Source organism: Cellulomonas alba (assembly GCF_030362835.1).
In the GTDB taxonomy this organism is placed as follows: domain Bacteria; phylum Actinomycetota; class Actinomycetes; order Actinomycetales; family Cellulomonadaceae; genus Cellulomonas; species Cellulomonas alba.
In genome coordinates this window covers 1,091,482-1,111,539 of sequence record NZ_JAUCGQ010000001.1, presented here as the reverse complement: position 1 = coordinate 1,111,539, position 20,058 = coordinate 1,091,482, and the positions used below count along the sequence as shown (strand labels likewise).

The window sequence follows — 20,058 nt, the reverse complement described above, 5'->3', positions numbered from 1 at the left end:
CTGGCGGTCGTGCCGCCCGTCGTGCCCGGCGGTCGTGCTCGCCTCCTCCGTTGCCCGCAGCATGGCACCGGGCACCGACACGCCCGGTGAGCCCGCGCCGGAGGCGTCCGAGATGGCGGTGGCCGCGGGGCAGACGGCGACGGGGTCGGGGCGGGCCGCCCCGGTAGCCTGGGCCGGTGAGCAACGACATCGAGATCGGGCGCGGCAAGAGCGGCCGCCGCGCGTACTCCTTCGACGACGTCGCGGTCGTCCCGTCGCGCCGCACGCGCGACCCCGAGGAGGTGTCGGTCGGCTGGCAGATCGACGCGTACCACTTCGACCTGCCGGTGCTCGCGGCGCCCATGGACTCGGTGATGAGCCCCGCGACGGCGGTCGCGCTCGGCGAGGCGGGCGGCCTCGGCGTGCTCGACCTCGAGGGCCTGTGGACGCGGTACGAGGACCCCACGCCGCTGCTCGCCGAGATCGCCGCGCTCGACCCGGCGCGCGCCACGGCGCGCATGCAGGAGATCTACGCCGCGCCGATCCAGCCCGAGCTCATCACGGCGCGTCTCAAGGAGGTCCGCGCGGCGGGGGTCACCGTCGCCGGCGCGCTCTCGCCGCAGCGGACGCAGGAGCACTGGCGCACCGTGGTCGACGCGGGTGTCGACCTGTTCGTCATCCGCGGCACCACGGTCTCGGCCGAGCACGTCTCGGGACGCGCCGAGCCGCTCAACCTCAAGCGGTTCATCTACGAGCTCGACGTCCCGGTGATCGTCGGCGGCGCCTCGACCTACACGGCCGCGCTGCACCTCATGCGCACGGGTGCCGCGGGTGTGCTCGTCGGCTTCGGCGGGGGAGCGGCGCACACCACGCGCGTCTCCCTGGGCATCCACGCGCCGATGGCGACCGCGGTCGCGGACGTCGCGGCGGCGCGGCGCGACTACCTCGACGAGTCCGGCGGTCGCTACGTGCACGTGATCGCCGACGGCGGCGTCGGGCACTCGGGCGACCTCGTCAAGGCGGTCGCGTGCGGCGCGGACGCGGTGATGCTCGGGGCGGCGCTCGCGCGCGCGACCGAGGCGCCGGGCCGCGGCTGGCACTGGGGCCCGGAGGCGCACCACCCGAAGCTGCCGCGCGGCGAGCGGGTCGAGGTCGGCACCGCGGGCTCGCTCGAGCAGATCCTGTTCGGCCCGGGCCACACCGCCGACGGCACGCTCAACCTCATCGGGGCGCTGCGCCGCGCGATGGCCACGACCGGCTACTCGGACCTCAAGGAGTTCCAGCGGGTCGAGGTCGTCGTCTCGCCGTACCAGCCGCACTGACGCGCCGCAGGGACTCCCACGGGCGCCCGGTCTTGTCCGAGTCGGACAGGGCCGGGCGCCCGTTCTTCTGCGCTGCCCGGGTCGGGAGCGGGACAGATGTGGGGATCCGGACGTTTGTTCAGGTTTGAATATGTCCGAATCTCTTGACATTGCCGTGTGGCGGCGCGCACTCTTGCGGAACCAGGGCGAGTCGGACGGACCGCCCACCGGCACAGCGGAGCAGCCGTGTACGCACCCGAGAGGCACCAGCAGATCCTCGAGCGCGCCCGCGAGATCGGTCGCGTCGACGTCGCCTCGCTCGCCGAGCAGCTCGACGTCACGCCCGAGACGATCCGCCGCGACCTCACGGCCCTCGAACGGCACGGGCTCGTGCGGCGCGTGCACGGCGGCGCGATCCCCGTCGAGCGGCTCGGTTTCGAGCCCGGCATCGCGGCGCGCGAGAGCGTGCTGGCGGGAGAGAAGGAGCGCATCGCGAAGGCGGCGCTCGACGAGCTGCCTGAGTCGGGCGCCGTCATCCTCGACGCCGGCACCACCACGGTCCGCCTCGCCGAGCTGCTGCCGACCGACCGCGAGCTCACCGTCGTCACGCACGCGCTCCCCGTCGCGACGGTGCTCGCGACGCGGGGCAACATCACGCTGCACCTCGTCGGTGGCACGGTCCGCGGCCGCACGCTCGCCGCGGTCGGCTCGTGGGCGCTCGCCGCGCTCGCGGACATCCACGCCGACGTCGCCTTCCTCGGCACCAACGGGCTGAGCCCCGAGCGCGGCCTGACGACGCCGGACCTCGCCGAGGCCGCCGTCAAGCGCGCGCTCGTCGAGAGCGCGCGCCGGACCGTGGTCCTGGCCGACCACACCAAGCTCGGCCGCGTCGACTTCGCGCACGTCGCGCCCGTCTCGGCGATCGACACGGTCGTGACGGACACCGGGGCGGAGCCGGAGCTGGTCGAGGAGCTCGAGGCCGCGGGACCGCGGGTGGTGCGCGCATGATCGTCACGCTGACGCCGAACCCGAGCCTCGACCGCGCGCTCGAGGTCGACGAGCTGGTGCTCGGCGAGGTCAACCGCGCGACCGCGTCGCACGTGCACCCCGGCGGCAAGGGCATCAACGTCTCCCGCGTGCTCGTGCGGCACGGCGCGGCCACCGTCGCGGTCCTGCCGTCAGGCGGCGCGGACGGCGCACGGCTCGTCGAGCTGCTCGGCGAGCGGGGGGTCGCCGCCGTCGCGGTCCCCGTCGCCGGCGACGTGCGCACCAACCTCACGCTCGTCGAGCACGGCGGCGCGACCACCAAGGTCAACGCGCCCGGGCCCGAGCTGTCCGCCGCCGAGGTCGACGCGCTGGTCGCCGCCGTCGAGGACCAGCTCCGCCGACGTCCCGACGCGCTCGTCGCCGCCGGCAGCCTGCCGGTCGGCGCCCCGGCGTCGCTGTTCGTCCGCGTCGCGGGGCTCGCCGGCCGGTACGGCGTCCCGTTCGGGCTCGACACGTCGGGCGAGCCGCTGGCCCGCGCGGTCCGCTCGGGCGGCGTCACGCTCGTCAAGCCGAACGACGAGGAGCTTGCCGAGATCGTCGGCCGGGACCTCGTGACGGTCGGCGACGCGGTCGACGCCGCGCGCTGGGTGATCGACGCGGGCAACCGCGCGGTGCTGCTGAGCCTGGGCGCGCACGGTGCGCTCCTCGTCACGCACGACCACACCTGGTGGGCGGGCGGCGACCCGCTCGTGCCCGTCTCGACCGTCGGCGCCGGGGACACGACCCTCGCCGGCTTCCTGCTCGCGGGCGGCGACCCGGCCGGACGGCTCCAGCGAGCCGTCGCGTTCGGCCGCGCGGCCGTCCTCCTGCCGGGCACCGCGGTGCCCGGGCCCCACGACATCCACCCGGAAGCAGTCCGGGTGGTCGCCGAACCCGATCACGACCTCGCACTGAAGGAGCTCTGACGTGTCCTCCCCCCTCATCACGGCCGACCTCGTCGACGTCGCCGTCGACGCCACCGACCGCGACGCCGTGACGCGTCGCCTCATCGACCTGCTCGTGGCCGCCGGCCGCGTCACCGACGCCGACGGCTTCCACGCCGACGTCCGCGCTCGCGAGGCGCAGATGGCGACCGGCATGCCCGGCGGGATCGGTCTGCCGCACGCGCGGTCGGCGCACGTGACCGAGCCGAGCCTCGCGGTCGGCAAGGTCCCGGCGGGCGTGGACTTCGGCGCCCCCGACGGGCCGGCCACGCTCGTCTTCCTCATCGCGGCGCCCGACAGCGGCGAATCCGCGCACCTGCAGATCCTGGCCGCCCTCGCGCGGCGCCTCGTCCACGAGTCCTTCCGCCAGTCGCTGAAGGACGCCCCCGATGCCGCCACCGTGGCCGACATCGTCACGCGAGAGGTCGTCCCGTCATGAAGTTCGTCGCCGTCTCCTCGTGCCCGACGGGCATCGCCCATACGTACATGGCCGCCGAGGCGCTCGAGCAGGCCGGTGCGGCCGCCGGGCACCAGGTGGTCGTCGAGACGCAGGGCGCCGCAGGTTCCGTGCCGCTCGACCCGGCGGTGATCGCCGACGCGGACGGCGTCATCTACGCCGCCGACCTCGAGGTCCGCGACAAGGAGCGCTTCGCCGGCAAGCCGTTCGTCGACGTGGGCGTCAAGAAGGCCGTGCACGACGCGCCGGGTGTGGTCGCCGCCGCCGTCGCCGCCGTCGAGAGCTGGACGCCGGCCGACGCCGCCGCGGCGCCCGCGGCCGCGTCCGGCGGACCGGCGACCAAGGTCGACTCGAACGCGTCGGTCGGGACCCGGATCCGCCAGTGGCTGATGACGGGCGTCTCGTACATGATCCCGTTCGTCGCCGCGGGCGGGATCCTGATCGCGATCAGCTTCATGCTCGCGCAGATCGCGTGGGGCAAGACCGGCGTCGTCGACGTGACGAAGGTGCCGCTCGACCACCTCCTCAACAGCTTCGACGCGGGCTCGCTCAAGGACTGGGCGGCAGTCACGTTCCAGACCGGCAACGCGGCCTTCGCGTTCCTCGTGCCGGTGCTGTCCGGCTTCATCGCCTACGCCATCGCCGACCGGCCCGGCCTCGTGCCCGGCTTCGTGGGCGGCGCGGTGTCCGTCGCGATCGGCGCCGGCTTCCTCGGCGGCCTCGTCACCGGCTTCCTCGCGGGCTTCGTGGCGCTCTGGATCAGCCGCTGGCGGGTACCGAAGGGGGTGCGCGGCGTGATGCCGGTCGTGGTGATCCCGCTGCTGTCCTCACTCGTCGTCGGGATCGTCATGTTCGTGCTCATCGGGCAGCCGATCGCCGCCGCGATGAAGGGTCTGAGCAGCTGGCTCAACGGCCTGTCCGGCTCGAACCTCATCCTCCTCGGCGCGCTGCTCGGGGCGATGATGGGCTTCGACCTCGGCGGCCCGATCAACAAGGTCGCGTACACGTTCGCCATCACCGGTCTCGCAACCACGGGCCTCGCTCAGGACGCGGTGCAGTACCGGATCATGGCGGCGGTCATGGCCGCCGGCATGGTGGCGCCGCTCGCGATGGCGCTCGCGACCGTGGTCCGCAAGCACCTGTTCACGCACGCCGAGCGCGAGAACGGCAAGGCCGCGTGGCTGCTCGGGCTGTCGTTCATCTCCGAGGGCGCGATCCCGTTCGCGGCCGCCGACCCGTGGCGCGTCATCGTCTCGTCGGTCGTCGGCTCGTCCGTCGCCGGCTCGCTGGTGATGGCGTTCGGCTCGGCGCAGCGCGCCCCGCACGGCGGCATCTGGGTGCTGCCGTTGATCACCAATTGGTGGCTGTTCCTCGTCGCCGTCGCGGTCGGCATGGTCGTCATGGCCGCCATCGTGATCGCGCTGAAGAGCGCCAAGCCCAACCCGATCGTCCAGGCCGAGGAGGCAGCGGACGAGCGTGCAGAGCTCGTCGGCGCCACCGTCTGACGCCGGCCGTCCCCGCCTCCCCTTCTCGAACGGAGCTTTCCGATGGCTCAGCGCACCGTCACCGTCGCGTCCCGGGTCGGGCTGCACGCCCGTCCCGCGATGATCTTCACGCAGGCCGTCGCCGAGAGCGGCGTGCCCGTCACGATCGCCCGCGAGGGCGGCGAGCCCGTCGACGCGGGCAGCATCCTGTTCGTCATGGGGCTCGGCGTCCCGCACGGCGAGGCCGTCACGCTCGCGGCCGACGGCCCCGACGCGGACCGCGTGCTCGACGAGCTCGTCACGCTGCTCGCGACCGACCTGGACGCGCCCGAGGCGGGCGCTCCGGCCGCGGGGGCGACGCCGTGACGCCCGCCGTGCAGTCGCCGACCGTCCTGCGGGGCGTCGGCGTCGGCCGGCGGGGCGTCGTCGGACCCGTCGCGCAGGTGCGGCCCGCGCCGCACGTCGCGGCCGACGCGCCGCTGCTCGTCGACGGCGTGCCCGCGGACGCGGCGACCGCGCACACCCGCGTCGAGCAGGCGTTCACCGACGTCGCGGTGGGTCTGCGTGACCAGGCCGGCCGCGCGTCCGGCACCGTCGCCGACGTGCTCGCAGCGACCGCGCAGATGGCCGACGACCGTGCGCTGCGCGCGCAGGTGCTCGCCAAGGTCGACGCGGGGGAGCCCGTCGTGTCCGCGGTCGACGGTGTCGTGACGATGTTCGCGACGATGTTCGAGCGGGCCGGCGGGTACCTCGCCGAACGGGTCACCGACCTCCGCTCGGTGCGCGACCGCGTCGTGGCCCGCGTGCTGGACCTGCCCGCACCCGGCGTGCCCGAGCTGACCGAGCCGTCCGTGGTGGTGGCGCGGGACCTCGCGCCCGCCGACACCGCGGCGCTCGACCTGCGGCACGTGCTGGCGATCGTGACCGAGCTCGGCGGCCCCACCGGGCACACCGCGATCATCGCGGGCCAGCTCGGGCTCCCGTGCGTCGTCCGCGTCTCCGGGGTCACCGACCTCGCGGACGGGACGGTCGTCGCGGTCGACGCCGCGGACGGCACGGTCACGACCGACCCGGACGACGAGCAGCGGGCGGCGCTCGTGGCCCGCGCCGAGGTGGAGCGCACGCTCGCCGCGGACACCGCGCCCGGCGGCACGTCCGACGGGCACCTCGTGGCGCTGCTCGCCAACATCGGCACGGCCGAGGACGCGGAACGTGTCGGGCCGACCGCGGTCGAGGGCGTCGGCCTGTTCCGCACCGAGGTGCTCTTCCTCGAGCGCACGACCGCACCCACCGTCGAGGAGCAGACCGAGGTCTACGAGCGAACGCTGCGGGCGCTCGGCGACCGCAAGGTCGTGGTCCGGACGCTCGACGCGGGTGCCGACAAGCCGCTCGCGTTCGCGACGCAGCCCGACGAGGAGAACCCTGCGCTCGGCGTCCGCGGCTTCCGCCTGGTCCGGACCAACCCCGACCTGATCGACACCCAGCTCGCGGCGCTCGCCGCGGCGCAGCAGGCGACCGGCGCACGGCCGTGGGTCATGGCGCCGATGATCGCGACACCCGCCGAGGCGCGCGACTTCGCGGCCCGCGCGCGGGCGCAGGGGCTCGCGCAGGTCGGCGTCATGGTCGAGGTGCCCGCGGCCGCGCTGCGTGCCCGGGAGATCCTCGCGGAGGTCGACTTCGTCTCGCTCGGCACCAACGACCTCGCGCAGTACGCGATGGCCACCGACCGGCTGCGCGGCGAGCTCGCCGACCTGCTCGACCCGTGGCAGCCCGCCGTGCTCGACCTCGTGGCCGCCACCGCGCGAGCGGGGCTCGAGCTCGGCAAGCCCGTCGGCGTCTGCGGGGAGTCCGCGTCCGACCCGGTGCTCGCGCTGGTGCTCGTCGGGCTCGGCGTCACGAGCCTGTCGATGTCGGCCGGCGCGGTGCCGGCCGTGCGGTACGCGCTGCGGCACCACACGGCCGAGCAGTGCCGCGCCATGGCGGACGCCGCACTCGTCGCCGGCGCGGCGCCCGAGGCGCGGGCCGCGGTCGTCGCGCTGCTCCACTCGTCCGTGAGGTCGACGCTCGGCCTCTGACCAGCGGCGACGCCGCCGGGCTCTGGCTGCAGGTCCGGCGGCGTCGGCGCGCCGGCCCGCGCCCCCCGCGCCCTTCGCCCCGCGCCTGCGCGGCGCACCCGGGTGGCGGACGTAGCCTGGCGCCATGGCGCACGACCCCGGGCACGCAGAGCTGCACGACCCCGAGACCGACCCGCTGGCCACGTACGTGCTCGAGCCGGACGACGTCCGCTCGCTGCTGCAGCGCGTCGCCGCCGGCCCGGCCGCCACGACCAGGACGACGCACGCGCCGTACACCGGCGGCCCCATCGCGGCCGTGCCGCAGTCGACGCCGGACGACGTGGCGCAGGCTGCGCGGCGCGCGCGTGCCGCGCAGCGGTTGTGGGCGGCCCGCCCGGTACGCGAGCGCGCCGAGGTGCTGCTGCGCCTGCACGACCTCGTGCTCGAGCACCAGTCCGACGTCCTCGACCTCATCCAGCTCGAGAACGGCAAGTCGCGGGCCGCGGCGTACGAGGAGGTCGTCGGCATCGCGCTCGCGACCCGCCACTACGGCCGCAAGGCGGCCGCCTACCTCGCGCCGCGCCGCGTCCGTGGCCTGCTCCCGGTGCTCACCGGCGCGACGGTGCTGCGCCACCCCGTGGGCGTCGTCGGCGTCGTCGCGCCGTGGAACTTCCCGCTGCTGCTGACGCTCGGCGACGCGGTGCCCGCGCTCGCCGCCGGCAACGCCGTGATCGTGAAGCCCGACACGCAGGGCACGCTGACCGCGCTGTGGGCCGTCGAGCAGCTCGAGGCCGCCGGCATGCCCGCGGGGCTCGTGCAGGTCGTCGTCGGCGACGGCGAGATCGGCGCCGCCGTGGTCGACAACGTGGACCACGTGGTCTTCACCGGCTCGACCGCGACGGGCCGGGTCGTCGGCGCTCAGGCCGGGCGGCGGCTCATCGGCGCGACGCTCGAGCTCGGTGGCAAGAACCCCATGTACGTCGCGGAGGACGTCGACGTCGAGGTCGTCGCCGAGGGCGCGGTGCGCGCGTGCTTCGCCGGGACGGGCCAGGTCTGCGTCTCGATCGAGCGGATCTACGTGCACGAGGACGTCGCCGACGCGTTCGTCGAGGCCTTCGTGCGGCGGACGCGCGCGCTCCGGATCGGCGCCGGGCTCGACTACCGCGCGGACGTCGGCTCGCTGACGACGACGGCGCAGCTCGCCAAGGTCGTCGAGCACGTCGAGGACGCGCTGACGCACGGCGCGACGGTGCTCGCGGGGGGCGTGCACCGCACGGACCTCGGGCCGCTGTTCTACGAGCCCACGATCCTCGACGGCGTGACGGCCGACGCGCGCGTGTTCCGCGAGGAGACGTTCGGTCCGGTCGTCTCGATCTACCGCGTCGCGTCCGACGACGAGGCGGTCGCGGCGATGAACGACACCGACGCCGGGCTCAACGCGAGTGTCTGGACCCGCGACACCGCCCGCGGCCGCGCGCTCGCGGCCCGCGTGCGCGCCGGCTCCGTCAACGTCAACGAGGGCTACGCGGCCACGTGGGGCACGATCGCCGCGCCGCAGAGCGGCTGGGGCGTGTCGGGCGTCGGGGCGCGCAACGGGCGCGAGGGCCTGTGGGCCGTGACCGAGCAGCAGACCGTGGCCGTGCAGCGCGGCGCGTTCGGCGTCCGCGCCCTGCCGGGGCTCGGGGGCGCGGGCCTCGGCCGGCTCTACGAGCTGCCCGCCGAGGCCTGGACCGCGGTGTTCACCAACGCGCTCAAGGGGATGCGGCGCGCGGGCCTGTCCTGACGCGCCGCGCGTTGCGCGCGGCGGATGGTGAGCCAGCGGGCGCCCGGCCCGTGGGCCGCGCGAGCGATGGCCGCCGGCGTGGTCGGGCGCCTCACGGTGTTCGTCTCGAGCGATGGCCGCGCCTGTGGTCGGACGTCGCGCGGTGTCCGACGCGGCGCGCCGTCCGATCATCCGTCTGATCATGTGTTCAGCGAGCCACCAGCGGCCGGCGGGTGGCGGGCGGTGCGCTGGCGTGCGCTGGCCGCTGCCCGGGCGGCTCCGGGTGGCGCGCGCGCCGGCCGCCTCAGGCGTGGCCCGCGCTCGCGGGCGCGGGATCGGACTCGTCGCTCGTGCCGGGCAGCCCCGCGGCCTCGGCCACCTCGACCGCCTGCCGCGCGATCGCGAGCTCCTCGTTCGTCGGCACGACGAGCACGACCGTGCTCGTCCAGTCCGGCGAGATGATCGTGGGCTCCTTCTTGCGGCCCGCGTTGCGGTGCGGGTCGACGGCGATGCCGAGCGCCTCGAGCCCCGCGCACGCCATGGCGCGCACGATGTCGTCGTTCTCGCCGACGCCCGCGGTGAACGTGATCGCGTCGAGCCGGCCGAGGACCGCGTGGTACGCGCCGATGTACTTCTTCAGCCGGTGGGCGTAGACGTCGAGCGCCAGCCGCGCGTCGGCGTTCCCGTCGTCCGCCAGCGCGTGCACGTTGCGCAGGTCGTTCTCGCCCGCCAGGCCCTTGAGCCCGGACCGGCGGTTGAGCAGGTCGTCGACGTCGTCGACCGACAGGCCCGCGTTGCGCTGGAGGTGGATGAGCACGGCGGGGTCGATGTCGCCCGAGCGGGTGCCCATGACGAGCCCCTCGAGCGGCGTCAGACCCATCGACGTGTCGACCGCGACGCCGCCGCGGATCGCCGACGCGGACGCGCCGTTGCCGAGGTGCAGCACGATCTGGTTGACGTCCTCGACGCGTCGCCCGAGCACGCGCGCCGTCTCGCGCGAGACGAAGTGGTGCGACGTGCCGTGGGCGCCGTAGCGACGCACCTTGTGCTCGCGCGCGACGTCCCGGTCGATCGCGTAGGTCGCGGCGGCGTCGGGGAGCGTGTGGAAGAACGCCGTGTCGAACACCGCGACGTGCGGGACGTCGGGCAGCAGCTCGCGCGCCACGCGGATGCCCGCGAGGTTCGGCGGGTTGTGCAGCGGCGCGAGCGGAGACAGCTCGTCGATCTTGCGCACGACGTCGGCGTCCACGAGCACCGGCCCGGAGAACTGGTCGCCGCCCTGCACCACCCGGTGCCCGACGGCGATGACGTTCGCGTCCTCGAGGTGCGGCCCGACCTCGCCGAACAGGGCGAGCACCGCGCGCAGCCCCGCGCCGTGGTCCGGCACGGGTTCGTCGCGCTCGACCTTGACGTCCCCGAACGTGTGACGGATGGCGCCCGTCTCCTCGCCGATGCGCTCGACGAGCCCCGAGGCGACGGCGTCGCCCAGCACGGGGTCGACGAGCTGGTACTTGATCGACGAGGACCCCGAGTTGACCACCAGGACCGTGCCGCTCGACGTCATCGGGACTCCTCCGTACCTGTGCCTGTCGCGCTGCCTTCGGGCACGGGCACGGGCACCTGCGCCTGGATCGCGGTGATCGCGACCGTGTTGACGATGTCCTGCACGAGCGCGCCGCGCGACAGGTCGTTGACCGGCTTCCGCAGGCCCTGCAGCACGGGGCCGACCGCGACGGCGCCCGCCGAGCGCTGCACGGCCTTGTAGGTGTTGTTGCCGGTGTTCAGGTCGGGGAAGACGAACACCGTGGCGCGGCCGGCGACGTCCGAGTCCGGCAGCTTGGTGCGTGCGACCGACGCGTCGACCGCGGCGTCGTACTGGAGCGGGCCGTCGACCGACAGGTCGGGGCGACGCTCGCGCACGAGCGCCGTCGCGGCGCGCACCTTGTCGACGTCCGCGCCCGAGCCGGACTCGCCGGTCGAGTACGAGAGCATCGCGATGCGCGGCTCGATGCCGAACTGCGCCGCGGTCTCCGCCGACGAGATCGCGATGTCCGCGAGCTGCTCGGCGGTCGGGTCCGGGATCACGGCGCAGTCCGCGTAGACCAGCACGCGGTCCTCGAGGCACATCAGGAAGCAGCTCGACACGCTGCCCACCTCGGGGCGCGTCTTGATGATCTCGAACGACGGCTTGATGGTGTGCGCCGTGGTGTGAGCGGCGCCCGAGACCATCCCGTCGGCCAGGCCGAGGTGGACCATCATCGTGCCGAAGTACGACACCGACGGGACGATCTCCCGCGCGCGCTCCACGGTCATGCCCTTGTGCGCGCGGATCCGCGTGTACTCCTCCGCGAACCGCTCGACGTAGGCCGGGTCGTGCGGGTCGACCACGGCGGCGTGCGAGAGGTCGAGGCCCAGCTCGGTGGCGCGGGTGCGGATCGCGGCCTCGTCGCCGAGGATCGTCAGCCGGGCGACGCCGCGCTGCAGGAGGGTCGACGCGGCGCGCAGCACGCGGTCGTCGGTGCCCTCGGGCAGCACGATGTGCCGCAGGTCGCCGCGTGCGCGCTCGAGCAGCTGGTGCTCGAACATCAGCGGCGTGACGACGGCCGGCCGGGCCACGTCGAGCGCGGCGAGCATCGCGGCCCCGTCGACGTGCTTCTCGAACAGCGACAGCGCGGTGTCGACCTTGCGCTGCGACTCGCGCGCGATGTGCCCGCGCGTCGCGGCCGCCGCGCTCGCGGAACGGAACGTGCCGAGCTCGGTCGCGATGATCGGCAGCCGCAGGCCGAGCCCGGTGACGAGCCGGCCGATCGCGTCCGGCGGCCGGAAGCCGCCGTTGAGGATGATGCCCGAGAGCGACGGGAACCCGTCGGCCTGGTGCGCCATCAGCAGCGCGAGCAGCACGTCGTACCGGTCGCCGGGGGTGATGACGACGGCGCCGTCGGCCAGCCGGTCGATCAGGTGCTCGACCGACATCGCGCCGACGAGCACGTCGAGCACCTCGCGCGTCAAGAGGTCGGCGTCGCCTGCGATGAGCTCGCCGCCCGTCGCGTCCGCGAGCTGGCGCACGGTGGGCGCCGTGAGCAGCGAGTCCTCGGGGATCGCCCAGGCCGGCAGGCCGGTGCCCTCGGTCAGCGCGTCGCGCATCGCCTCGACCCGCGCTCGCGAGCACCGGTTCGAGACGACGGCGACGACCTGCGCGTGCTGGGCCGCCATCTCGGCGATGACGACCTCCGCCACCTGCGTCACGGCCGACGGGGAGCGCCCCGAACCGTTGACCACGACGACGACGGGCGCGTCGAGGTTGGCGGCGATGCGCCCGTTGAACGCGAGCTCGGTGGGACCCGCGACGTCGGTGTAGTCCGTGCCGACCACCACCACGGCGTCGCACTGGCGCGCGACCTCGTGGTACCGCGCGACGATCTGCGAGAGCGCCGCGTCGGTGTCGTCGAGGACCTCCTGGTACGTGGCGCCGATGCAGTCCTCGTAGGCCAGGTCGACGCCGTCGTGCTCGAGCAGCAGCTCGAGCACGTAGTCGCGCACGTCGGTGGACCGCGCGACGGGCCGGAACACGCCGACCCGCTTGATGGTGTGGGACAAGAGGTCGACCAGCCCGAGGGCGACGACGGACTTGCCGCTGTCGCCCTCGGGCGAGGTCAGGTAGATCGAGCGGGCCATGGCTACTCGTTGTCACCGCCCGTCGAGATGGTCGCCTCGACCTGGCCCGAGTCCGACTGGTCCTGCGCGTCCGGCCAGACCCAGTCGCGCACCTCGGGCAGGTCGTCGCCGTGCGCCCGCGTGTACTGGCGGGCCTCGATGCGCTTGTCCTGCATCCGCTGCCGCAGGCCGGCGAAGGCCGTCCCGAGGCTCGGCACGCGGTCGATCACGTCGATCACGAGGTGGAACCGGTCGAGGTCGTTGAGCATGACCATGTCGAACGGCGTCGTCGTGGTGCCCTCCTCCTTGTACCCGCGCACGTGGATGTTCGCGTGCCCGTTGCGGCGGTACGTGAGGCGGTGGATGAGCCACGGGTAGCCGTGGTAGGCGAAGATCACGGGCCGGTCGTTCGTGAACAGCCCGTCGAACTCCCGGTCGTCGAGACCGTGCGGGTGCTCGGTCTCGTCCTGCAGGCGCATCAGGTCGACGACGTTGATGACGCGGACCTTGAGCTCCGGGATCTCCCGCCGCAGGATGTCGGCGGCCGCGAGCACCTCGAGCGTCGGCACGTCCCCCGCCGCGGCCAGCACGACGTCGGGCTTCTCGCCGGGCTTCTCCGTGCCGGCCCACTCCCAGATGCCCAGGCCGCGCGTGCAGTGCGCGATCGCCTGGTCCATCGTCAGGAAGTTCGGCGCGGGCTGCTTGCCGGAGACGACGACGTTGACGTACTGCCGGCTGCGCAGGCAGTGGTCGTACGTCGAGAGCAGCGTGTTCGCGTCCGGCGGGAAGTAGACCCGGACGACCTCGGCCTTCTTGTTGATCACGTGGTCGACGAAGCCGGGGTCCTGGTGGCTGAACCCGTTGTGGTCCTGGCGCCACACGTGGCTCGACAGCAGGTAGTTGAGGCTCGCGATCGGCCGGCGCCACGGGATGTCGTTCGTGACCTTGAGCCACTTGGCGTGCTGGTTGAACATCGAGTCGATGATGTGGATGAACGCCTCGTAGCAGTTGAACAGGCCGTGGCGGCCCGTCAGCAGGTAGCCCTCGAGCCAGCCCTGGCACTGGTGCTCGCTCAGCATCTCGAGCACGCGGCCCGCGCGGGCCAGGTGCTCGTCGACCTCGGGACCCTCGAACAGCGCGTTCCACTGCTTGTCGGTCGTCTCGAACACGGCCTGCAGACGGTTCGACGCCGTCTCGTCGGGCCCGAAGATCCGGAAGTTGTCCGGGTTCTGGCGGATGACGTCCGTGAGCCACGTGCCCAGCACGCGCGGCGCCTCGCTGATCGAGCCGCCCGGCGTCGGAACGTCGACCGCGTACTTGCGGAAGTCGGGCAGGCGGAGGTCCTTGAGCAGCAGGCCGCCGTTGGCGTGCGGGTTGTCGCTCATGCGCAGCTCGCCCTGCGGCGCGAGCGCTCGGATGTCGTCGTGCAGCCGGCCGTCCTCGTCGAAGAGCTCGTTCGCGCGGTACGACTCGAGCCACGTCCGCAGCACGTCGAGGTGCTCCGGGGTGTCGCGCGCGTTGGCCAGCGGCACCTGATGGGCGCGCCACGAGCCGGTCGTCTTCTTGCCGTCGATGTAGTCGGGGCCCGTCCAGCCCTTCGGCGTGCGGAAGATGATCATCGGCCAGGCCGGGCGGCTCTCGTCGCCCTCGTGCGCGCGCCGCTTGATCTCGGCGATCTCGTCGAGCACCTCGTCGAGCAGCGTCGCGAACCGCCGGTGGATGTCCTCGTGGCTCTCGTCGTCGAAGCCCGCCACGAACGTGTGCGGCTTGTGGCCGTAGCCGACCATGAGGGACTCGAGCTCGTCGTCCGGGATGCGGGCGAGCACCGTCGGGTTCGCGATCTTGTAGCCGTTGAGATGCAGGATCGGCAGGACGACGCCGTCCTTCTCGGCGTTGACGAACTTGTTCGAGTGCCAGCTCGTGGCGAGCGGACCGGTCTCCGCCTCGCCGTCGCCCACGACCGCGGCGACCAGCAGGTCCGGGTTGTCGAAAGCGGCGCCGTAGGCGTGCGACAGCGCGTAGCCCAGCTCGCCGCCCTCGTGGATCGAGCCGGGCGTCTCGGGCGCGACGTGCGACGGGATGCCGCCCGGGAACGAGAACTGCCGGAACAGCCGGCGCAGCCCCTCGGCGTCCTCGGTGATCGTCGAGTACACCTCGGAGTACGTGCCGTCGAGGTAGGCGCTCGCGACGAGGCCCGGGCCGCCGTGGCCGGGGCCGGTCAGGTAGATGGTCGACTGCTCGCGCTCGGAGATCGCGCGGTTCAGGTGCGCGTACAGGAAGTTGAGCCCGGGCGTGGTGCCCCAGTGGCCCAGCAGGCGCGGCTTCACGTCGTCGCGCGTGAGCGGCGACCGCAGCAGCGGGTTGCTGATGAGGTAGATCTGGCCGACCGACAGGTAGTTGGCGGCGCGCCACCACTTGTCGATCCGGGCCACGGTCTCCGAGTCGAGGGCCGTTCCCGACCCCGTCCGCCAGGCCGTCGCGGCCGACGTCTGCGTGCTCATGCTGCTCCCCATCCTCCGGCGTGGACGCCGGACCCGTGTCAGCCTTGCGGGACGCCCGTGCCGCGTCGGGGACGAAGGTCCCGCGGCGACGCCGCCACGTGCCATACAACCGCAAACGCGGCGCGGGCGCAGGGGGTCACGCGCCGGGAGGAGACGAACGTCTCGTGGCCGGCGGGCGACGGCGTCGCAGGTCAGCGGCCTGACATGGGTCCGGTCGGCCGTCGGCGCCGCCGCCACGGGTTACCGTGGAGCGTGACCCAGCCGGAGCCCGCCGCCGACCCGTGGGCGAGCCGGCCGCTGCGCGAGCCCACGACGATGCTGCGCGCCGCCGTCCGGCCGCGCATGCTCGGCGTCCTCGTGCTGCTGCTGCTCGCCGCCGCGGTGTGCGGACGGCTCGGCGCGTGGCAGCTCGACCGCGCGCACGTGCGCGGTGCGGCGGCCGAGGAGCGCCGCACCGAGCGGCTCGAGGGCGCACCCGCCGCCGCGCTCGCGGACGTGCTGCGGCCGCAGCAGTCGTTCACGGGCGAGATGGCCGGCCGCAAGGTCGCGGCCACGGGGACCTACGACGCCGCGGGCCAGCTGCTCGTCACGCACCGGCCGCACGACGGCCGCACCGGGTACCTGGTGCTCACGCCGCTGCGGACGTCCGGCGGCGCGGTGCTGCCCGTGGTGCGCGGCTGGGTCGCCTCGCCCGCGGAGGCGGGCGCCCCACCGGCCGGCCAGGTCGACGTGACCGGGTTCCTCGAGGCCTCCGAGGCTGCGGGCGAGGGGACCGCCGACGGCCGCACCGACGCGATCAGCTCCGCCGAGCTGCTGAACTCGTGGGGCGGCCCGATCTACACGGGGTACGTGCAGCTCGCGAGCAGCAGCCCCGCGCAGGACCCGGACCTCGACGTCGTGCCGCCCGCCGACCGGCCCGGCACCGGGCTGAACCTGCAGAACCTGCTCTACGCCGCGCAGTGGTGGGTGTTCGGCGTGTTCGCGATCGTGCTCTGGCTGCGCGTCGTGCGTGACGAGGCGCGCGGGACGCGGGGCGCGGGGCGGCTGCCGACGGACTCGCCCGTTGCCGCGGCCGATGCCGGCCCCGGGCGCGGACCCGCCACCGCCGGGGCAGCCGACGCCGCCGAGCCCCCCTCGCGCGTCAGATCCAGCGCCGCCGGCGGAACACCAGGTACAGCGTGACGCTCACGGCACCCATCAGCACCAGCGCGAACGGGTAGCCGAACGCCCAGTGCAGCTCGGGCATGCTGTCGAAGTTCATGCCGTAGACCGTGCCGATCAGCGTCGGCGCGAAGAGGATGGCCGCCCAGGCGGAGATCTTCTTGACCTCCTCGTTCTGCGCGTTGCTCGCCTCCGAGAGCGCCTTCATCTCCTCGTTCTGCCGCTGCGCGACGAGCGTCGCGTTGACGGTGAGGATGTCGCGCAGCGCGGTGCGGAACGACTCGACGCGCTCGTCGACCTCCGTGACGTGGTCCGCCACGTCGCGCAGGTACTTCTGCTGCTCCTCGTCGACGCCGTACTTGGTGAACCCCGCACCCAGCGCGGCGAGGATCGCGCCGAGCGGCCGCACGGCCCGCTGGAAGTCGACGACCTCGCGCGACAGCTCGTAGATGCGCCGCGACACGGCGGGGTCCCCGCGGAACACCTCGGACTCGATCTCGTCGATGTCGTTCTCGAGGCCCGCGACGACCGGCCCGTACCCGTCGACGACCGCGTCGAGGATCGCGTACAGCACGGCCTCCGGCCCGCGCGCCAGGAGCTCGACGTCGTCCTCGAGGCGTCGTCGCACGTCGGCCAGGTCGGGCGACTCGGCGTGCCGGACCGTCACCACGAAGTCCGGCCCGACGAACACGTGCAGCTCCCCGAACTCGACCTCCTCGGCGGAGTCGACGTAGCGCGCGGCGTGCAGCACGACGAACAGCGTCCTGCCGTAGCGCTCGATCTTCGGGCGCTGGTGCGCCTGGATCGCGTCCTCGACCGCGAGCTCGTGCAGGTCGAACTCCTCGGCCAGGCTCAGCAGCTCGCCGGGACGCGGGCGGTAGAGGCCGATCCACGCCATCGCTCCGGCGTTGTCGCGCAGCGCGGTGTACGTGCCGGTGAGGTCGCCCGGCGCGGCGACGCGGTGGCCCTCGCAGTAGACGCCCGAGTCGATGAGGCTCGACCGCGCGTCGTCGGACGTGGGCTGTGACGGTGCGTCGGCCGCGGGGCGGTCGGCCTGCTGACGCGCGAGCGCGAGGCGGGCCAGGTGCAGGCGCGACATCCGGACGGACGCGGCGCGCGCGGCGGCGCGGGCCGCGGCGGCGCCGGTGGACGGGCGCGCGGCGGTCGAGGGACGCGCGACGGCGGGCGTCGTCGCGACGGCGACGTCGGGCACGGTGGCGGGGGGAGGCGTGACAGCGCGACGAGGCATGGTGCGCTCCGGGGTTTCCGGGTCGTGCGAGCACGACGGGCAGGACGGGACCTGCGCCGCGCGGAAAGGGGCAGGTCAGGACGCGGGGCGGGTACTACTGGGGGGCTCGCCGCTCATGGGGGCCTCCCTCCGTTCGCCGCGCGCCCGCCGACCGGGCCGCATGCCGCGGCCGACGATACGCCTGGTCAGTGGCGTGCGGCCAACGCGCCGGTGAACGGTGCGATGTGACGCCCCGCGCTCGACCTCCCCGCCACGAAGTCGGGGAGCTCGAAGCCGGCTCAGGCCTGGGCCGGAAGGTTCAGCGGACCGTCAGATATGCGCGAGTCGTCTTGGTGGCGAGCTTGGGTGCGCTCGAGCTCGGACGGAACGTGGCGTACATCGCGTACGTGCCGCGGTCCCACGTCGGCGTCGTGAACGACACGGTGCGGCCGCCCACGACCGCCACGGTCCTCTTCCAGTTCCCGAAACGGAGGGTGACGGTGCCACGCACGGCGAGCCCGTACGGGGCGGTGACGCGCACCGTTGCGTGGGGGTGCTCGTGACGGCCGATCGTGCGGTGGGCGAGCGTGAGCTTGACGATCGCGGGGACCTTGGGAACGAGCGCCGCGCTCGTGGCCGCCGTCGCCGTGTACCCGGCGCGGGCGGTGGTGATCCGGACCGTGAGGTGCCTTCCGAGGTCGCCGAGCGTGACGGTGTACGACGCACCCGCCGCGTGCGGGATCGGCGAGCCGTCACGAAGCCATTGGTAGGCGTACGTCAGACCACCGAGCGACCACGTGCCCGGCGTCGCGGTGAGTCGCTGCCCGACGGTCGGCTTGCCCGTGATGGCAGGCCGGGAGACGAGGACCGGTGGGGCGCCCCGGACGACCGGGGCTGCCGCCGTGACGACGAACGACGTGGCGACGCGGCCGACCATCTCGGACGCGACCCGCACGGAGAGGAGGGCACCGACGTCCGTTGCGCTGGGCGTGTAGCGCCGGCCGGTGGCACCGGCAATGGGTCGACCCGAGCGAAGCCACTGGTAGTGGTAGGTCACGTCGACCCACGCGAAGCCGCCTTCGCCGATGGTCATCGTCCGACCCACCTGCGACCCGCCCGTCAGGCCCGGCGGGCTGTCCACCGGCGGCCCGACGCCGAGGACGGTCGCCGTCACGGCTGTGGCCGGCGCGGTGACGGGGATCGCCGCGCCGTCTTCGACCAAGGGCTGGCCGGGTTGGCCGACGCAGCCTGCGACGAGCCCATACGCCTGACCCGACGTGGTGAAGCACAGCTGGTACCGGACGCCGGGCCACACCCACGGGATGGAGAACCGGCCGCGCGCGTCGACGGGGCTGCCCGGTTCGTACTCCGGACGGGCGCCGCCCACCTCTGTCGCCCTGACGTACAGCCGGTCGAATCTCGCGTCGACGCCCAGGGAGATGACGCCCGAGATCGATGCCGGAGCGGGCGTGCTCGCGTCGATCCCGGAGGCAGGAGCCGTCACAGGAACGTAGCCGCCGCCTTGCCGGCTCAAGTCGTGGTCTGGTCCCGCGTACCACCCGGGGAGGACGGTGGTCGGCAGTCCTCGGAACTGGACGATGTACGGCGTTCCCGCGTCGAGGTTCCGCAGGCGATACGTGCCGTCGGCGGCGGTCGTCGCGGTGGAGACGTTGCCGCCGTCGATCCCGTCCTTCGCAGGCGTCGCCACGACGTACTCACCTGCGACGGGCGCGCCGTCTGAGAGGACCCGTCCGGTGATCGTGGGCCGGGACACGAGCGTGATGCTGCCGACGGCCGCGGGCGCGACGATCACCGCGCCGTCGGCCGTGTCGCTGGAGGCGAGCGAGCCCGGCTCCGTGTAGTACCCGTCGACATACCAGTCGAGCGGTGCGACCTTCAGGCGCACAGGGCGATCGGTCCGTCCGGGCACGGTGAAGTTGCCGTCGTTGTCCGAGAACCCGCCACCGACGTACTCGCCGGTGGCGGCGTCGTCGACCTCGACCTTGATCCCTCCCGCGTACCCGCCGTCGTCGCCGACCAGCTTGCCGCTGATCTCCGGATACAGCCCCAGCTCGACGGCGCCGATGGCCGCGGGCGATTCCACCGTCGCCGCGTTCTCCATGTGTACGGTCGTCGGCAACCCGTCGCCGGTGTAGTAGCCGGGCTCGTACCAGGACAGCGGTCGAGCCAGCACATGCACGGGCGTTCCCACGGGAACGTCGAGTGCGAAGGTGCCGTCCTCAGCTGTGAAGTCGTACGCGACGGGCTCACCCGTGAGGTCTTCGGCGATGACCTGTTCGAACGTCGGGAACCCGTGTCCCGTCGTCCCGACGAGGGTGCCCGAGATGGTCGCCGTCGCGGGCGCCTCGTCGGCCTGGGCGGGCGCGGCGAGCGTGACACCGAGCGCGACCGCGACGCCGACGACGATCGTTCGGAGGGTGGGGCGTCGATGCACTGGCGGCGGCTCCTGGTCTCGTGCGGGCGGCGAGCCACTGTAGAGCAGGGCG

14 protein-coding genes are annotated in these 20,058 nt (G+C 73.8%); 9 read left to right on the top strand and 5 right to left on the bottom strand.

The window, feature by feature from the left end:
• Positions 1-176: 176 nt before the first annotated feature.
• The 8 genes from QRT04_RS04910 to QRT04_RS04875 all read left to right on the top strand — a co-directional run bounded on the left by QRT04_RS04910 (position 177) and on the right by QRT04_RS04875 (position 9,028).
• Positions 177-1,301, top strand: coding sequence for a GuaB3 family IMP dehydrogenase-related protein (locus QRT04_RS04910; protein ID WP_289453952.1), 1,125 nt, complete (start codon positions 177-179; stop codon positions 1,299-1,301).
• Positions 1,302-1,526: 225 nt separating this feature from the next.
• The gene (locus QRT04_RS04905; RefSeq protein ID WP_289453950.1) at positions 1,527-2,288 is read left to right on the top strand and encodes a DeoR/GlpR family DNA-binding transcription regulator; all 762 of its coding nucleotides are present in this window, start codon (positions 1,527-1,529) and stop codon (positions 2,286-2,288) included.
• The gene (gene pfkB / locus QRT04_RS04900; protein WP_289453948.1) at positions 2,285-3,232 is read left to right on the top strand and encodes a 1-phosphofructokinase; all 948 of its coding nucleotides are present in this window, start codon (positions 2,285-2,287) and stop codon (positions 3,230-3,232) included. The genes QRT04_RS04905 and pfkB overlap by 4 nt, the downstream gene beginning before the upstream one ends.
• Position 3,233: 1 nt before the next feature.
• Positions 3,234-3,689: a PTS sugar transporter subunit IIA gene (locus QRT04_RS04895; protein WP_289453947.1), complete on the top strand. Its 456-nt coding sequence runs from the start codon at positions 3,234-3,236 to the stop codon at positions 3,687-3,689.
• Positions 3,686-5,212 (top strand): PTS fructose transporter subunit IIC, encoded by a 1,527-nt coding sequence (locus QRT04_RS04890; RefSeq protein ID WP_289453946.1) that lies wholly within the window; start codon positions 3,686-3,688, stop codon positions 5,210-5,212. Before QRT04_RS04895 ends, QRT04_RS04890 begins: the two co-directional genes overlap by 4 nt.
• A 42-nt stretch (positions 5,213-5,254) precedes the next feature.
• On the top strand, positions 5,255-5,557 hold the full coding sequence (locus tag QRT04_RS04885) for an HPr family phosphocarrier protein (RefSeq protein ID WP_289453934.1): 303 nt from the start codon (positions 5,255-5,257) through the stop codon (positions 5,555-5,557).
• Positions 5,554-7,266, top strand: a complete 1,713-nt coding sequence (gene ptsP, locus QRT04_RS04880) for a phosphoenolpyruvate--protein phosphotransferase (RefSeq protein ID WP_289453931.1) — start codon at positions 5,554-5,556, stop codon at positions 7,264-7,266. The genes QRT04_RS04885 and ptsP overlap by 4 nt, the downstream gene beginning before the upstream one ends.
• Before the next feature lie 124 nt (positions 7,267-7,390).
• Positions 7,391-9,028, top strand: a complete 1,638-nt coding sequence (locus QRT04_RS04875; RefSeq protein ID WP_289453929.1) for a succinic semialdehyde dehydrogenase — start codon at positions 7,391-7,393, stop codon at positions 9,026-9,028.
• Positions 9,029-9,311: 283 nt separating this feature from the next.
• Here the strand turns inward: QRT04_RS04875 and QRT04_RS04870 are convergent, their stop codons facing one another.
• The 3 genes from QRT04_RS04870 to QRT04_RS04860 are packed head-to-tail and all read right to left on the bottom strand — an operon-like array spanning position 9,312 to position 15,162.
• The gene (locus tag QRT04_RS04870) at positions 9,312-10,571 is read right to left on the bottom strand and encodes an acetate/propionate family kinase (protein WP_289453927.1); all 1,260 of its coding nucleotides are present in this window, start codon (positions 10,569-10,571) and stop codon (positions 9,312-9,314) included.
• A complete protein-coding gene (gene pta, locus QRT04_RS04865; protein WP_289453926.1) occupies positions 10,568-12,682 on the bottom strand; it encodes a phosphate acetyltransferase in 2,115 nt (704 codons plus the stop codon). The genes QRT04_RS04870 and pta overlap by 4 nt, the downstream gene beginning before the upstream one ends.
• A gap of 2 nt (positions 12,683-12,684) precedes the next feature.
• On the bottom strand, positions 12,685-15,162 hold the full coding sequence (locus QRT04_RS04860) for a phosphoketolase family protein (protein WP_289453925.1): 2,478 nt from the start codon (positions 15,160-15,162) through the stop codon (positions 12,685-12,687).
• Between the two features lie 252 nt (positions 15,163-15,414).
• Here QRT04_RS04860 and QRT04_RS04855 point away from each other — a divergent pair, with 252 nt between their 5' ends.
• Positions 15,415-16,344 carry an SURF1 family protein gene (locus tag QRT04_RS04855; RefSeq protein WP_289453923.1) on the top strand — a complete coding sequence of 310 codons (930 nt, stop codon included), beginning with the start codon at positions 15,415-15,417 and terminating at the stop codon, positions 16,342-16,344.
• Here QRT04_RS04855 and QRT04_RS04850 read toward each other — a convergent pair.
• Positions 16,304-17,572, bottom strand: a complete 1,269-nt coding sequence (locus QRT04_RS04850; protein WP_289453921.1) for a magnesium and cobalt transport protein CorA — start codon at positions 17,570-17,572, stop codon at positions 16,304-16,306. The genes QRT04_RS04855 and QRT04_RS04850 overlap by 41 nt on opposite strands.
• Before the next feature lie 298 nt (positions 17,573-17,870).
• Positions 17,871-20,006: a carboxypeptidase regulatory-like domain-containing protein gene (locus QRT04_RS04845; RefSeq protein WP_289453919.1), complete on the bottom strand. Its 2,136-nt coding sequence runs from the start codon at positions 20,004-20,006 to the stop codon at positions 17,871-17,873.
• Positions 20,007-20,058: the final 52 nt, after the last annotated feature.